Origin of the sequence: Halorubrum sp. SS7 (assembly GCF_005435055.1) — an archaeon.
Lineage (GTDB): Archaea > Halobacteriota > Halobacteria > Halobacteriales > Haloferacaceae > Halorubrum > Halorubrum salinarum.
In genome coordinates this window covers 45,056-60,192 of record NZ_SGXV01000018.1, presented here as the reverse complement: position 1 = coordinate 60,192, position 15,137 = coordinate 45,056, and the positions used below count along the sequence as shown (strand labels likewise).

At 72.0% G+C, this 15,137-nt stretch carries 17 protein-coding genes; 9 read left to right on the top strand and 8 right to left on the bottom strand.

What is annotated here, in order from left to right; all coding sequences use genetic code 11:
- From EXE44_RS14185 to cdd, 4 genes are all read left to right on the top strand, one after another.
- A partial coding sequence (locus EXE44_RS14185; RefSeq protein WP_137717687.1) for a hypothetical protein occupies positions 1-732 on the top strand: 732 nt, incomplete at its 5' end.
- A 35-nt stretch (positions 733-767) separates the two neighbouring features.
- Positions 768-1,502 carry an MBL fold metallo-hydrolase gene (locus EXE44_RS14180; protein WP_121561893.1) on the top strand — a complete coding sequence of 245 codons (735 nt, stop codon included), beginning with the start codon at positions 768-770 and terminating at the stop codon, positions 1,500-1,502.
- A 58-nt stretch (positions 1,503-1,560) separates the two neighbouring features.
- On the top strand, positions 1,561-3,156 hold the full coding sequence (locus EXE44_RS14175) for a hypothetical protein (protein WP_137717686.1): 1,596 nt from the start codon (positions 1,561-1,563) through the stop codon (positions 3,154-3,156).
- 67 nt (positions 3,157-3,223) lie between these two features.
- A complete protein-coding gene (gene cdd / locus EXE44_RS14170) occupies positions 3,224-3,658 on the top strand; it encodes a cytidine deaminase (protein ID WP_137717685.1) in 435 nt (144 codons plus the stop codon).
- A gap of 15 nt (positions 3,659-3,673) precedes the next feature.
- On the opposite strand, the gene EXE44_RS14165 is transcribed toward cdd, so the two are convergent.
- The 4 genes from EXE44_RS14165 to EXE44_RS14150 all read right to left on the bottom strand — a co-directional run bounded on the left by EXE44_RS14165 (position 3,674) and on the right by EXE44_RS14150 (position 7,814).
- A complete protein-coding gene (locus EXE44_RS14165) occupies positions 3,674-4,804 on the bottom strand; it encodes an Mrp/NBP35 family ATP-binding protein (RefSeq protein WP_137717684.1) in 1,131 nt (376 codons plus the stop codon).
- Between the two features lie 114 nt (positions 4,805-4,918).
- Entirely contained in the window at positions 4,919-5,218 is a 300-nt protein-coding gene (locus EXE44_RS14160; protein WP_121561897.1) for a hypothetical protein, read from the bottom strand.
- Positions 5,215-6,546, bottom strand: a complete 1,332-nt coding sequence (gene nrfD, locus EXE44_RS14155; RefSeq protein WP_199241218.1) for an NrfD/PsrC family molybdoenzyme membrane anchor subunit — start codon at positions 6,544-6,546, stop codon at positions 5,215-5,217. Before nrfD ends, EXE44_RS14160 begins: the two co-directional genes overlap by 4 nt.
- Complete coding sequence (locus EXE44_RS14150; protein ID WP_137717683.1) at positions 6,543-7,814, bottom strand: 4Fe-4S ferredoxin N-terminal domain-containing protein; 1,272 nt, start codon at positions 7,812-7,814, stop codon at positions 6,543-6,545. Before EXE44_RS14150 ends, nrfD begins: the two co-directional genes overlap by 4 nt.
- A 171-nt stretch (positions 7,815-7,985) precedes the next feature.
- On the opposite strand from EXE44_RS14150, the gene EXE44_RS14145 reads away from it, so the two are divergent.
- Both EXE44_RS14145 and EXE44_RS14140 read left to right on the top strand, forming a co-directional pair.
- Complete coding sequence (locus EXE44_RS14145) at positions 7,986-8,852, top strand: nucleoside phosphorylase (protein WP_137717682.1); 867 nt, start codon at positions 7,986-7,988, stop codon at positions 8,850-8,852.
- A gap of 80 nt (positions 8,853-8,932) precedes the next feature.
- Positions 8,933-10,114, top strand: a complete 1,182-nt coding sequence (locus tag EXE44_RS14140; RefSeq protein WP_137717681.1) for an NAD(P)/FAD-dependent oxidoreductase — start codon at positions 8,933-8,935, stop codon at positions 10,112-10,114.
- Between the two features lie 118 nt (positions 10,115-10,232).
- Here the strand turns inward: EXE44_RS14140 and EXE44_RS14135 are convergent, their stop codons facing one another.
- Positions 10,233-10,766, bottom strand: coding sequence for an Rrf2 family transcriptional regulator (locus EXE44_RS14135; RefSeq protein WP_137717680.1), 534 nt, complete (start codon positions 10,764-10,766; stop codon positions 10,233-10,235).
- Positions 10,767-10,874: 108 nt separating this feature from the next.
- Positions 10,875-11,093, bottom strand: coding sequence for a hypothetical protein (locus EXE44_RS14130; protein WP_137717679.1), 219 nt, complete (start codon positions 11,091-11,093; stop codon positions 10,875-10,877).
- 131 nt (positions 11,094-11,224) lie between these two features.
- Here EXE44_RS14130 and rocF point away from each other — a divergent pair, with 131 nt between their 5' ends.
- Entirely contained in the window at positions 11,225-12,130 is a 906-nt protein-coding gene (rocF, locus tag EXE44_RS14125; RefSeq protein WP_137717678.1) for an arginase, read from the top strand.
- Positions 12,131-12,151: 21 nt separating this feature from the next.
- Here rocF and EXE44_RS14120 read toward each other — a convergent pair whose 3' ends face one another.
- On the bottom strand, positions 12,152-12,451 hold the full coding sequence (locus EXE44_RS14120) for a hypothetical protein (protein WP_053771534.1): 300 nt from the start codon (positions 12,449-12,451) through the stop codon (positions 12,152-12,154).
- A gap of 120 nt (positions 12,452-12,571) precedes the next feature.
- Between EXE44_RS14120 and EXE44_RS14115 the strand changes: the two genes are divergently transcribed.
- Positions 12,572-13,363 (top strand): PHP domain-containing protein, encoded by a 792-nt coding sequence (locus EXE44_RS14115; protein ID WP_137717677.1) that lies wholly within the window; start codon positions 12,572-12,574, stop codon positions 13,361-13,363.
- Between the two features lie 10 nt (positions 13,364-13,373).
- Here EXE44_RS14115 and EXE44_RS14110 read toward each other — a convergent pair whose 3' ends face one another.
- Positions 13,374-13,874, bottom strand: coding sequence for a metal-dependent hydrolase (locus tag EXE44_RS14110; protein ID WP_137717676.1), 501 nt, complete (start codon positions 13,872-13,874; stop codon positions 13,374-13,376).
- Positions 13,875-14,004: 130 nt separating this feature from the next.
- Between EXE44_RS14110 and EXE44_RS14105 the strand changes: the two genes are divergently transcribed.
- Positions 14,005-15,126 carry a pyridoxal phosphate-dependent aminotransferase gene (locus EXE44_RS14105; RefSeq protein WP_137717675.1) on the top strand — a complete coding sequence of 374 codons (1,122 nt, stop codon included), beginning with the start codon at positions 14,005-14,007 and terminating at the stop codon, positions 15,124-15,126.
- The last annotated feature ends 11 nt before the right edge of the window (positions 15,127-15,137 follow it).

The following is a 15,137-nucleotide window of genomic DNA, read 5'->3' as shown; positions in this document are numbered from 1 at the left end:
GAGCGGATCGCGGTCGAGCCGCTCGCGCCCGACGACGCGACGCCGACCGTGATCGTCTCGCGGCTCGGCCACGCGCTCGACCGCGACCGCAGCGTCCTGTTCGTCGCCCGCGACGACGCCACCGCGGCCGCCGTGCGCGACCTCCTCGCCGACCCGCCGCTGCTGGCCGCGCGCCGCGACGGTCGCCGGACCTTCCACCTCGGCCCCGACCGGATCCCGGTCGCCGGCGGCGGCTACGCCTGCGTCCGCGCCGTGGGACTCGGCGACCCGACGTTCGCGTGGCGCGAGACGGACACCCCTGTCGGCCCGGTGACGGCGGACTCGGGGGTCGACGCCGCCGCGGTCGACGAGGCGGGCCGCCCGGTCGTCCCGCGGCTCGTCTGCGAGGTCGACGGCGCTCCGGTCGCGGTCCTCGCCGGCGTCGAGAGCCTCCGGACGCCGCCGGACGCGGCGTTCCCGTTCGCCTACCGCCGCGACCCGGACGACAAGCGGTTCCGCGTCCGCCGGGGCGACGACGGGGCCGTCGTCGAGACGCTCGGCGGTTTCGGGGCGATGCGCGACGCCGGGTACGTCCCGGTCCCGATGCCGCTCGTCCCCGAGCACGCGCTGGGGCGCTCGCTCGACGACGACGCGCTCGCCGCGGCGTGGGACCTGGTCGTGATCGACGACGGGGCCGACGCGGCCGGCGGGACGCGCGGCGCGGGCGACGACGCCGGCGACCGCGAGCGATAGCCACCCTCAAGGCGCCCGCGGCCGGACCCGGTGACATGACGGTCCGATTCGAGGAGCTCACCGTGGAGTGGCTCGGCTACGCGACGGCGCGGCTGGAGACGGACGGGGGGCCGGTCGCCTACACCGACCCCGGCCGCTACGGCGTCCTCGACGACTACTGGGCGCGCGACGGTGACCTCGTCGTCGTCACCCACGACCACCACTACGACAGCGACGGCATCCGGTCGGTCGCGAGCGAGGACGCGACGGTGGTCATCTACGAGGCGGTCGACCCCGCGGGCATCGACCGCGACGTGGAGCCGATCGACGCGCTCGCGGCCGACTACGACGTGGTCCGCGTCGGCGAGGAGGACCGCGTCGACGTCGACACGCCGGCCGGCGAGGTCACGGTGTGGTCCGTGCCCGCCCACAACGACCCCGAGGGACCGAACGCCGACGCGGACGGCTCGGTCGCGCACCCGCCCGGCTTCGGCTGCGGCTTCCTGCTGTCGCTCGGGGGCCGCACCGTCTTCTGGCCGGGCGACTCGGACGCGCTCGACGGGTTCGCCGAGCTGGACGTCTCCGTCTTCCTCGCGAACATCGGCGGGGGCGGCATCGTCGCCGACCGGCGCGCCGCGGCCGACCTCGCCGAGGCGATGGGCCCGGACCTCGTCGTCCCGATCCACTACGACACCTTCGACCTGCTGGAAGCGGACGGTGAGGCGTTCGCGGGCGACGTGGCGAGCCGGTCGATCCCCGTCGCGCTCGACGCGCGCTCGGCGAACCAGTAGTCCGGACCGCTCCCGCGGCCGGAGGCCTTTTCACCTCGCCGACTCCTTCCCCGGTCGCATGACCACCGAGTCCGCGCTCGCCGACGGGGTCCGGGAGGCGCTTTCGGTCGACGCCGAGGCGTTCGCCGAGCGCGCGGCCGAGGAGGCCGAGATCGTCAAACAGGAGCTCCGCGACGGCTCCTTCGACAACCACCAGTCGATCGTCGGCTTCGAGTACGAGTTCTACGCGGTCGGCGACGGGCGGTGGAGCGAGGAGTCGCGGGCGGGCGAGTACGCGCTGATGCGCGTGCCGCGCCGCCTGCTGGAGCTGATGGGCTTCGAGAAGGAGCTCGGGCTCCACAACGCCGAGATGTGCACGAGCCCGCAGCCGCTCTCCGACCACGGGCTCCGCGCGCAGCTCGCCGAGGTCCGGGCGCGCCTGGAGGCCGCGGAGAACACCGCCGGCGTCGAGGGGATGCGGCTCGTCTCCGACGGCCTCTGGACCATCCCGCCCGCGGGCGAGACCGCGGAGGGCTACCTCACCGACAGCGTCGAGGTCGACGGCGTCGTCGTCGCGGTCAACATGAGCGACGCGGTCCGCTACCACGCGATGGCGAACGCGGACCCCGACGCGGCGGACGGGGACGGACCCGACGACGCGCGGTCGGAGGGAGGTCGCGTCGAGCTCTCCGCTCCCGGCGTGTCGCTGACGGCGGACACGGTGATGCCCGAGAGCCTCATCACGTCGATCCAGCCGCACTACCAGGTGGCGCACGCCGAGACGCTGCCGCGGCACTTCCGGTACGCGCTCCGGATCGCCGGGCCGCTGCTCGCGCTCGGCGTCAACTCGCCGTTCTTCCCGCCGGACCTGTACGACGACGGCTGGGACGGCGAGCGGATCCTCGCGGAGGGGGCGACCGAGAACCGCGTCCACGTGTTCGAGTCCGTCCTCAACGCCCGCACCGACGCGGACAAGGTGCGGTTCCCGCGCGACTTCCGCGACGTCGAGACCGCGGTCGACCGCATCGCGGCCGACGAGACGCTGATCCCGATGCCCGACCCGGGCGGCAGCGACCGCTTCGACGACGACTTCGCGACGTTCCGGACCAAACACGGCAGCTACTGGCGCTGGGTGCGCCCCGTCTTCGAGGGGGCGAGCCGCTCGGCGGCGAACGCGCGGATCGAGTTCCGCCCGATCCCCGGCCAGCCCACGGTCCGCGACTCCATCGCGTTCCAGGGGGCGTTCGCGGGCCTGCTGCAGTCGCTCGCCCAGCGCGAGCACCCGGTCATCGGGCTCGACTGGGAGACCGCCCGCGACAACTTCTACGCGGCGGTCGCCGACGGGCTCGACGCCGAGATGGAGTGGATCGGCCCGGACGGCCAGCACACGACCGACACCGACGCGCTGTACGAGGACTTACTCGACCACGCGGAGGCCGGGCTCCGGACCGCCGGCTGCGCCGCCGACGAGGCCGCCGAGTGGATCGCGCCGCTCCGCTGGCGCGTCGCGAACCGCACGACGCCGGCGAGCTGGAAGCGCGACCGCGTCCGCGCCCGGCTCGACGACGGCGACGACTTCGAGACGGCCGTGGTCGACACCCAGCGCGAGTACATCCGCCAGCAGGCCGACACGCTCATCGACGGCGGCTTCTCGGCGTGGGTCGACCGCGCCTGACCGGACCGGGGGCCCGCCCGCGACCGCGACACAGTACAGTTATCGGCCCGCCGCGTCACGCGCCGGTATGGACGACCTGATCGCCGCGGCGCGCGAGGCCCTCGAGGCCGCCCACGTCCCGTACTCCGAGTACCGCGTCGGCGCCGCGCTGCGGACCGCCGACGGCACCGTGTACACCGGCTGTAACATCGAGAACGCGAACTACTCCAACAGCCTCCACGCCGAGGAGGTCGCGCTCGCGGAGGCGGTGAAGAACGGCCACCGCGAGTTCGACCGGATCGCGGTCTCGTCGGGCGTCCGCGACGGCGTCACCCCCTGCGGGATGTGCCGGCAGACGCTCGCGGAGTTCGCGGCCGACGACCTCGTCGTCGCCTGCGACGAGGGCGGCGACGCCGTGACCGAGTACACCCTCGGCGAACTCCTCCCGAACACGATCAGCGAGGGGACGCTCGACGACGCCGCGGCGACCGCCGCCGACGCCGGCGACGGCGACGCGGACTGACGCCGCCGCCGCCCGTCACTCGGACGCCGACACCGGGTCCGGGTCCGCCGTCCCGCCCTCGGCCTCGCGGCCCTCGTCGCCCTCGGCGTCCCACTCGCCGACGCGCTCGGCGACCCGCCGCCGGTTCACCTCGCCCACGCGGTCCGCGACGGAATCGACCATCTCGAAGAGGTCCTCGCGGACCGGGCTGTCGGGGTCGCGCACCGAGGGGCCGTCCGAGCCGGCCGAGTCGAAGTCCGGGTGGACGGGGAGCCGCGAGAGGACGGGCACGCCGTAGTCGTCGCGGATCTCGTCGCCCCCGCCCTCGCCGAAGACGGCGTGGTCGTCGCCGCACTCGGGACAGCGGAACGCGCTCATGTTCTCGACGACGCCCAGCACCGGCGCGTCGTGCTCGTCGAACAGGCGGAGCCCCTTGCGGGCGTCGGCGACCGCCATCTCCTGCGGCGTCGTGACGATGACGACGCCCGCGACGGGCAGCGACTGGAGCAGGTTCAGCGAGGCGTCGCCGGTGCCCGGCGGCAGGTCGACGACGAGGTAGTCCAGCCGCCCCCACTCCACCTCGTTGACGAACTTCATCATCACGTTGTTCACCATCGGGCCGCGCAGCACCGCCGGCTGGTCGCCGTCGGGCATCAGGTGGTCGGTGCTCATCACGCGGACGCCGTCCGAGGCCGGGGGAACGATCTCCTCGTTCGGCGTGACGCCCGGCTCGTTTTCGGTCGGCAGCAGCCGGGGCACGTTCGGCCCGTGGACGTCGGCGTCGAGGATGCCGACCCGCGAGCCGCGCTCGGAGAGCCCCGCGGCGAGGTTCGCGGCGACGGTCGTCTTGCCGACGCCGCCCTTCCCGGAGGCGACGGCGATCACGTTGCGGACGCCGGGGAGCACGTCGGTCTCGTGGCCGTGCTCCTCGCGGAACTCGGCGCGGAGGTCCGGTTCCAGTCCGGCCTCCTCGATCGCCTCGCGGACCGCGTCGCCGATCTCCATCTCCGCCGGCGCGTGCGGGGCGTTGAACGCGAGCGACACCTCGGCGGTGCCGTCGCTGATCGCTACGTCGTCGACGAGGCCCATCGAGACGATGTCGTCGCCGTTCTCGGGGTCCTCTACCGCGGCGAGTCGGTCGGTGAGTTCGGCTTCGGTGAGTGTCATTGGTCTGGGTTGGACGGCGAGTCGGTTCGAATTCGGTTCGGGCGTCGAGTCGATTCGGGTTCGGTTCGGGTGGCGAGTCGGTTCCAACGCTGTACGAGTGCCGCCGGGGCCGCGTCAGAAGAACACGGCCCCGATGATCAGCGTCGCCACGAACAGGCTCCCCCACAGGACGGTCGTGAGGCCGGCGAGGTAGCCGACGCCGAGCAGCCCGGCGAACCGGTCGCTCGGGTCGCCGAGGAACCACGCCGCGACCATCGCGTACACCGGCGCGAGGACGATCCCGAAGATCAGGTACGTCCCCGGGCCGACGAACGGGAGCGTGTACTCCGCGGACAGCGGGACCGCGGGCCACGCGGCGGGCGCGAGGGCCGCGACCGCGGCGAGGAGCGCCGGCGGGGGCGCGAGCGCGGTCATGTGTCCACCTCCTCGTGGTCCTCGATCGCGTGGAGCTCGACGACCGGGATCACCTTCGAGACGACGAGGAAGAACAGCACGACGACGCCGATCGTGCCGAAGACCGCCGATATCTCGACCGCCGAGGGGACGTACTGGCCGGGCACCCCGTCGTAGAGCGCGAAGTGCGCGTGCTGGAGCCCCTCGACGACGAACAGCACCTTCTCGGAGAGCGTGCCGAAGAGGACGCCGACGGAGATGCCGACGAGCGCGCGCAGGTCGAACAGGTCGGGCCGCAGCGCGGTCGCGAAGGCGTACAGCATCGCGAGGACGACGAGCCCGATGGCGACCCAGTACAGCGGGGTCGATATCTTCACCTCGGTCGCGTGCTGGAGCGTCGTCGGCGCCGCGAAGATCCCCGTGATCACCTGCTGGAGCTGGAGCCACAGGAAGATCAGGCTGAAGAAGCCCAGCCACTTGGCGAGCCCCCGGAAGACGGCGCGGGGGATGAGCTCCTCCCAGCCGTACGCGTACCGGAACGCGGCCGCGACGATGATGATCCCCGCGACCGCCGAGGTCAGCGCGATGGAGAGGAACGAGGGGCCCTGGACCCCGCCGGCCCAGCCCGCCATCGACGGCAGCAGCGAGAACAGCCACGGGATCACCCCGCCGTGGAGCAACAGCGGCGCCATGATGATGATCGCGAACGCGATCCACCAGACCATGCGCTCGACGACCTCGTCCTCCGTCTCCGTGTACCCCACGGTCAGCGCCGCGTACAGCGGTTCGAGGCGGTTCGGCAGCCGGTCGCGGAGCCGGTTCACGTCGTAGCGGATCGTCAAGGCGAGGTACGTCGCCGTCAGCACGAAGTAGGCCGTGATGACGGTCACGTCCCACATCAGCGGCGACCACTGGACGCGCGTCGGCCACGCCGGCAGGACGCTCGTCACCAGCCGGTCCGGGCGACCGACGTGGATGAGGATGAACGTCCCGGCGCAGGTCAGCGCGGCGATGGTGAGCAGTTCGGCGAGGCGCGCGACGGGCTGGTAGGTGTCCATCCCGAGCAGGCGCACCGCGGCCGAGAGGATGATCCCCCCGTGGGCGATGCCGACCCACCAGATGAACGCGCCGATGTACAGTCCCCACGGCACGCCGCCGCCGGAGCCCCAGTCGGCGAGGTTCGTGACGATCAGGCCGTGCCGGAGCTGCCGGCTGTAGAAGAACAGCCAGACGCCGATCAGACCGAGCGCGACCGCGAGCGCCGCGACGTACCGCGTCGAGAACGTCTTGATCGGCCGGACGAGCGCCTCTCGGTCGACGCCGGTCACGTCGACGCCGTCGACGCTCACGCCTCCTCACCCCCGTTCGCGGCCGCGCCCTGATCGAGGACCTCCTTGCGGTCGTCGACGAGCCCAACGTCCTCGTACGCGACCGGCCCCTCGACCTGTTCCGCGTGCGGCGATGGCTCGTTGCCGACGAACCGGACGTTCGGCTCGGTGCCGCGCTCCTCCATCAGCTTGAACGTCGAGACGGTGTGCCCCTTCCGGTTCGGGTAGTCCGACGTGTCGTTCTCCCGTCCGTCGCGGTACTCGCGGAGGTGCCGGTTGGGGTCGCTCTCCGGGTCGTTGAGGTCGCCGAAGTGGATCGCGTTCATCGTACACGCCTCCTCGCAGGCGGTGGTGCCGACCTTCTCCTCGCCCATCTGCCCGTCCTGCCGGTCGACGCAGAACGTACACTTGCCCATCACGCCCTCCGGGGGGCGGGCGCCGACCCAGCGCCCCCGGTCGTCGATCTGGTGGTCGTCGTCGACCTCGGACTCGGGCACGTCGGGTTCGCCCCACTGGAAGTAGTTGACCCCGTACGGGCACGACACCTCGCAGTAGCGGCAGCCGATACAGATGTCGTAGTCGGTGAGCACGAGGCCGTCCTCCTCGCGGGTGTGGCGGGCGCCGACCGGGCACACCTTCGTACACGGCGAGTCGGTACAGTGCTGGCAGGTCCGGGGGAGGAAGTTCGTCTCGTCGCCCTGCCCCTCGTCCTCGAACGAGAACACGTACATCCAGTTCGCCCCCCGGGAGAGCTTGTGCTCCTGGTTACACGCGACCATACAGGCGAGACACCCGTCGCAGTTGTTGAGGTTGATCGTCATCCCCCATCGGGTCCCCTCGCCGTCGTCGCCGCCGGCGCCGGCCCCTCCGGCGCCGTCGCCGCCGGTGGTCGCGCCCGCGGTGCCGAGCCCGCCGAGCCCGAGCGCGGCCGCCGCGGCGCCCTTCTTCATCACCGACCGACGCGACTCCGCGTCGTCACCGCCGACGCTCCGTAGGGCCTCCCCGACGCCGCCGAACGCCTCTTCGACGCGCTCGACGGCGCTCACGTCCTCCTCGTCGACCTCGTCGGGGTCGGGGATATCCACCTCTCGGTCGTCGACGTCGAACTCCTCGAGGATCCGGTCGTGGTACCGCCGGTAGAACTCGACCTCGGAGAGCTCGTCCGCGGCCACCCGCTGCGCGTCGCGGGCCATCTCCGCGCCGAGGTCGGCGTCGAACCCGGTCTCCTCCAGGAGCCGCCTGTCCTCCTCGTCCACGGTCGTGTACATCGACTCGTCGTCGGTGCTCATGGTGGCTGTGGGGTCGTCTCCCCCCGGCGGTACGCGATCCGAGGGGTCAATCGTGACCCGGGTTCCAACGCCGCGGCAAGAGCGGCGAAGATGTTCGAACCGGCCCACAAGAGGGGCGGGGTCGCCGCCGAGCCGGAACTACTTTTAAAAACCTCGCCAAACGCCGGGGACATGACCGACGAACCAGACGCCGGCGGCTCCGACGTGGACGCCCCGGCCGCGGACGCCGAGAGCGAGGACCCGAACGACGCGGCCGGCTACCACGTCGAGGCCGCGCCCGAGGACGTCGCAGACGCCGTCCTCCTCCCGGGCAACCCCGAGCGGGTCGACAAGATCACCGCGCTGTGGGACGGCCACGAGGAGGTCGCGCGCCACCGCGAGTACCGCACCGCGACCGGCACGTACGACGGCGCGCCCATCTCCGTGACCTCGACCGGAATCGGCTCCCCGTCGGCCGCCATCGCCGTCGAGGAGCTGGCGCGCGTCGGCGTCGACACGTTCATCCGGGTCGGCTCCTGCGGGGCGATCCAGCCGGAGATGGACGTGGGCGACCTCGTCATCACGACCGGCGGCGTCCGGCAGGAGGGGACGAGCGACGAGTACGTCCGCGAGGACTACCCCGCGGCCGCGGACGGCGAGGTCGTCTCCGCGCTGGTCGCGGCCGCCGAGCGGCTGGGCCACGACTACCACACCGGCGTGACGATGAGCGCCGACTCCTTCTACGCCGGGCAGGGCCGCCCCGGATTCGACGGGTTCGAGGCCGCCGGCTCGGACGAGCTGGTCGCCGAGCTCCGGGACGCGAACGTGAAGAACATCGAGATGGAGGCGTCGGCGATCCTCACGGTCGCGAACGTCTACGGGCTCCGGGCGGGCGCGGTCTGCTCCGTCTACGCCAACCGCGTCACCGGCGAGTTCCGGACGGAGGGCGAGTCGCGCGCGGCCGAGACGGCGAGCCTCGCGGTGAAGCTGCTCGCGCGCATGGACGAGGTCAAACGGGAGGCGGGCGCCGACCGCTGGCACGCCGGGCTCTCGCTGTAACGCGCCGTCCAGCCGGGGGCCGGACCGCCGATCGCGACCGTTCCAAAGCGACTTTACCCGCGGGCCGCGGAGCGACAGGCATGAGTACACAGGTCGTGGTCGTCGGCTCCGGGTACGCCGGCGCAGGGGCGGTCAAGGCGTTCGAAGACGAGGTCGGCGAGGGCGAGGCCGATCTCACGTGGATCTCGGAACACGACTACCACCTCGTTTTACACGAGGTCCACCGAGCGATCCGCAACCCCGCCGTCGAGGACAAGATCACGATCCCCGTCGACGAGATCAAGTCGCCCGAGTCCGACTTCGTCCAGGGCCGGGTCGTCGACGTCGACACCGACGAGCGCGTCGTCGAGACCGACGACGGCACGACCGTCGACTACGACTACCTCCTCCTCGCGGTCGGCTCCACGACCGCGTTCTTCGGCATCGAGGGGCTGAAGGAGAACGCCCACCAGCTGAAGGGGCTCGACGACGCGAAGGCGATCCACGAGGACGTGCGCGAGGCGGCCGCCGACGCGACCCGCTCGGACCCCGCGCAGGTCATCGTCGGCGGCGCCGGCCTCTCCGGCATCCAGACGGCCGGCGAGATAGCCGAGTACCGCGACAAGCACCGCGCGCCGCTCGACATCAAGCTCGTCGAGGGGCTCGACGAGGTCTTCCCCGGTAACGACCCGCAGGTCCAGGGGGCGCTCCGCCAGCGGCTCGAAGACGCCGACATCGACATCCTCACCGGCGACTTCATCTCGGAGGCCGACGAGGAGGCGGTCTACCTCGGCGGCGGCGAGGACGAAGAGCCCGAGGAGCTCGGCTACGACGTGCTGATCTGGACCGGCGGAATTACGGGCCAGCCCGAGCTGGAGCACGTCGAGGTCGACAAGGACGACCGCTCGAACCGCGTCCACGCCGGCTCCGACTTCGCCACCAGCGACGACCGCGTGTTCGCCATCGGCGACACCGCCCTCGTCGAGCAGGGCGAGGACGACGTGGCGCCGCCGACCGCGCAGGCCGCCTGGCAGGCCGCCGAGGTCGCCGGCGCCAACCTCGCGCGCGCCGCCCGCGGCGCGCCGCTCCGCTCGTGGACCCACGAGGACAAGGGCACCGTCGTCTCCGTCGGCGAGGAGGCAGTCGCACACGGCGTGATGGGCATGCCGATCAAGACGTTCGGCGGCAAGCCCGCGAAGCTGCTGAAGAAGGCCATCGCCACGCGCTGGATCGCCAAGGTCTCCTCCGCGAGCCGCGGCGTCAGCGCGTTCGGCGACATGTAAGCGCGGGCGACCCGTTAACGGTCAGGACCGTCGGACCCGTTCTCGACCGTTTCGGCGACTACCGAGCGGCGTTTTCCTCTCGAAAACTTTCTCGGCTCGCAGAAACCCCTTCCGCCAGTTAGTGCTGGGCCGGCTCGTCGGGCGCCCGCATGTCGTCGATCCGCAGGATGAGAATGTTCGCGGTGTCGTCTTTGCCGTCGACGGTGCCGTCGATGACGAGCTTCGAGAGCGGCGTCGGGCCGACGGTGACGCTGTCGCCCTCGTGGAAGTCGCGGACCGAGCCCTGGACGTGGATCTCGGCGCGGCACAGCTCGGGGTGGTGGACGCTGGAGAGGTCGATCCCGTCGACGTTGATCCCCTCGACCTGCTCGCCCTCGTGGGAGATCGGCACGTCGGCCGGCTCGTCCATGCGCTGGATGTCGAGCGCCTCGTAGGCGTTCGAGGTGGGCTTGTAGCCGCCCTTCGGACCGGGGACGCCCTCGACGAGCTGGAGGGCCTTGAGGCTCTGCATCTGGTTCCGGATCGTCCCGGGATTGCGGTCTACTTCCTCGGCGATCGCCTCGCCTTTCACGGCGTCCTCCTGTTCCCCGTACAGGTTGATGAGGGCCGTGAGGATGCTTTTCTGGCTCGACGTGAGCTCGATCGATGACATGGTCGCGAATACACGACGCCCCCGCTTAAATGCGATGGAATTCGCTTATAAATGATCGTGTGAAACCGCCTCGACGGCCGGGTACAGCCGGCGCTGCGCCTCGCGGGCCTACTCCCCGCGCAGCCGCTTCATGCGCACGTACGCGAGCGGACTCGACAGCGCGACGACGACGCCGACGCCGATCAGCGCGACCCCGAAGTCGACGGCGACGAACGACACCGCGGCGCCGACGAGCCCGATCGCCGCACCGGTGAACGCGACCGCGATGGTCGCGCCGATCGGCTCGATGTCGCCGGGGTCGACCGAGTAGGAGTCGGAACTGCCCATGACCGCCCCGTGGCGGCCCGGGCGCAAAACGGTGTCCGATCCGGCGAGGCGCATCGGGCGTCGCCGTCGCCCTCGGAGCCGCGGCCGCGTCGATCCCCACCATTCAAGCGCCGCGGCGTCGCGTACCCGGTATGACCACGGTCAGGATCATCGGCGCGCCGACCGACTACGGGGCGAACCGACGCGGAGTCGACATGGGACCGTCGGCGATCCGGTACGGCGGGCTCGCGGACCAGCTCGCCGGGGCGGGCGTCGAGGCGGTCGACGCGGGCGACCTCCCCGTCCCGCGGGCGGAGGAGCGCGACCCGGACGCGGACGCGCCGAGCGAGGGGAAAGCGAAGTTCCTCCGCGAGACCGCCGACGTCTGCCGGGAGCTCGGCGACGAGGTCGCCGCGACGCTCGCCGCCGGCGACGTGCCGCTCGCGCTCGGCGGCGACCACTCGATCGCCATCGGGAGCCTCTCCGGCTCCGCGCGCGACGCGGACATCGGCGCCGTGTGGTTCGACGCGCACGCCGACCTCAACACGCCCGCCACGACGCCGTCTGGCAACGTCCACGGGATGCCGCTGGCGGCCGCGCTCGGGATCGGCGAGTTCGCGGACGCCGAGTGGGCGAACGCGCCGGGGCTCTCGCCGGAGAACGTCGCCCTGGTCGGGCTCCGGTCGGTCGACGGCGCGGAGGCGGAGCTGCTCAGGGAGCGCGGGTTCGCGGCGTACACGATGTCGGACATCGACGAGCGCGGGATCACGGACGTGACCGAGGAGGCGCTGTCGGTCGCCTCGGCCGGCGTCGACGGGATCCACGTCAGCCTCGACCTCGACTTCCTCGACCCGAACGCGGCGCCCGGCGTCGGGACTCCGGTCCGCGGCGGCGCCACCTACCGCGAGGCGCACAGCGCGATGGAGATCGTCGACGAGACGGACGCGCTCCGGTCGATGGAGCTCGTCGAGGTGAACCCGACGCTCGACCAGCACAACGAGACGGCGGAGCTGGCGACGGAGCTCGCGGCGAGCGCGTTCGGGAAGCGGGTGCTGTAAACGGCGGCTCGGGGGACCGAGTCAGACGTTCCGGTCGAGCTCCTCGACGACGCGCTGGAGGTCCGCGGCGGCCTCGATCTCGCCTTTGATCTCCTCGCGGCGGCGGACGGCCGCCGAGTCGGCGTCGTACGCGCGGACGAACTCGGCGCGGGTGTGCTCGTCGAACGCGTGGCGGATGGCGAAGTAGCCGTCCGGGACGATCGTGCCGCACACCTTGCACTCGTGGCGCTGGTGGTCGTTCGTCTGGTGGACGATCGCCGCCTCCACGTCGTCGAAGGCGGCGTCGCAGTCGCCGATGCCGCACGTCCAGCGAGGGGCCATACCCGGAACACTCGCCCGAGGGGGATTAACGGTTTCCCAACTCGGCGGGATCCCGGGACGGGCCGCCGCCCCGCGGTCCGCCCGGCGACCGCGGCACCGTCGTCGTCGAACGATACGCCTTTGCGCGGGCGCGACGACCGTCCGACCGTGACCCGATCGCAAACGCGCGTCGACGCCCACGTCAAGGTGCTCGACGACGAGGTCGTCGCCCGCGCGAAGGCCCGCGGGATCGACGCGCTCGTGTACGCGCCGCACTTCACGCGGCTCCCGACGGTCCGCGAGCGCGCGGCCCGCTACACCGACGACGAGCTGACCGTCGTCCCCGCCCGCGAGGTGTTCACCGGCGACTGGGGGAACCGGCGGCACCTCCTCGCGCTCGGGCTCTCCGACCCGGTCCCCGACTACATCACCTTCGAGGGCGCCATGGCCGAGTTCGAGCGCCAGGACGCCGCCGTCCTCGTCCCGCACCCCGGGTTCGCCACCATCTCGCTCACGCGGCCCGAGGTGGACGCGCACGCCGCCCGGATCGACGCCGTCGAGACGTACAACACGAAGCTCCTCCCCCACCAGAACGCCCGCGCCCGTCGGACCGCGAAGGAGACCGGCTGCGCCGGCTTCGGGTCGTCGTACGCGCACCTCCCCGGCACGGTCGGCGAGGCGTGGACCGCCTTCGAGGGCGACCTCGACGACGCCGAGGCGGTCGCCGAGGCGTTCCGCGAGCGCCGCCCGCGGACGGTGATCCACCGCGGCGGCGTCGGCCACCGGCTCCGGGGGCTCGTCGAGTTCGCCCACCTCGGTTACGAGAACACGTGGGCGAAGCTCGACCGGATGTTCCTCTCCGGCAACGAGCCCACCCTGCCATCGAACGTCGCCTACGAGGGCCGGTTCGACGACGTGAGCGTCTACGAGTAACGCGTCGCGGTCACAGCCCGAACCCAGCCGCGGCCTCGGAGGCCGCCGAGAGGTCCAGGTCGAGGCTGACGACGTAGGTGTGGATCGCCCAGAACGCGGCCAGCTCTATCGCGGTGATGATCACGGTGACGAGGTCGGCGTACTTGCTGCTCGTCGTCACGCCGCTCGGCAGCCCGAACTCCCGGTCCGAGAGCGGGTGGAACAGCGCGATGCCCCGGCGGCTCCCGACCACGTCGAGGACGTAGTGGGTCAACACGCCGATCCAGACGTACTGGAGGTTCCCGAAGAGGATCGGGTACGCGAGGAAGATCGCCAGCACGGGGAGGCTGTGGAGCGTCTTCCGGTGGCGCCCGAAGGCGGTGTCGACGTCCGGGAACAGCGCCCCCAACACGACGGGAACGGTGATCTCGGCGACGGTCGTCGCGGTCGCCGCGTCGAGACCCGGTTCGACGATGAACCCGAGCCCGAGGGCGAGCAGCAGGCCGTTGAGGACGTGGCCGCGCTTGTTCATACCAACCGCTGTGCGTGTCGGTAGGTCAAACCACCGGATCGCGGTGGCTCAGCGGGACCGGGTCCGGCCTTCCGCGCGCCAGCCGCGCGCCGGTCGAAAGAGCCACGGCGACCGCGTCCGACCCGACCGTATGGAGTACGAGGAGCCGAAGTTCTTCCACGTGATGCAGTACGCCGCGGCCGCCGACGGCGACGTCATCGACATGGTGAGCGGCAACCCCGACTGGGAGCCGCCCGCCGCGCTCCGGGAGGCGCTCCGCGAGTACGCCGACCTGCCGCCCGCCGACTTCCAGTACCCGCCGAGCGACGGGCTCCGCGAGCTCCGCGAGGCGATCGCCGAACGCCGCGACGTGGACCCCGAGCGCGTGGTCGTCACTAACGGCACCGGCGAGGCGAACTACCTCGCGATGGCGCGCGCGCTCGACCGCGGCGCCGGCGACGAGGCGCTCCTGATGGACCCGGTGTACCCGTACTACCCGGGCAAGACCCACCTGCTCGGCGGCGAGCCGACGCTCGTGCCCACCGCCCGCGACGGGGGCCTCGACGTCGACGCGGTCCGCGAGGCCGCGAGCGAGGACACCGCGCTGATCGTTCTCAACACGCCGAACAACCCGACCGGCGCCGTCTACGACCTCGACGCGGTCCGCGAGGTCGTCGCGGTCGCCGAGGCGGTCGACGCCGTGGTCGTCGTCGACGAGGTGTACGGTCAGTTCGACCTCGCGGGCTCCTTCGAGTCGGCCCTGACCCTCGACTCCGAGCGCGTGATCGTCACCGGCGGCTTCTCGAAGTCGATGGCGATCACGGGGCTCCGGGTCGGCTACGGCGTGTTCCCCGAGGCGCACGTCGGCGACGCGAAGACCCGCCACATGCTCGTGAACGTCACCGGGGCCCGCCCCTCGCAGTACGCGGTCTACCACGCGCTCGCCGAGACGGAGCCGTCGTACTACGCCGAGTCGCGCGACCTGCTCGCGGACCGGGTCGCGGCGTTCACCGACGCGCTCGACGCGGCGGGCGCGGAGTACAGCCGTCCGGAGGGCGCCTTCTACGTCCTCGCGCGGTTCGACGGGTTCCCCGGAACGATGGCGAACGTCAAGCGCCTGATCGACGAGGCGGGCGTCGCCGGCATGCCGGGCGAGGCGTTCGGCACCGCCCGCGACGAGTGGATCCGGTTCGCGCTGGTGACGCCGCGCGCGACCGAGGCGGCCGAGCGGCTCGCGGACTACTTCGCGGACGGCGCGCCCGCCCCGCGGTGAGCGACGGCGTA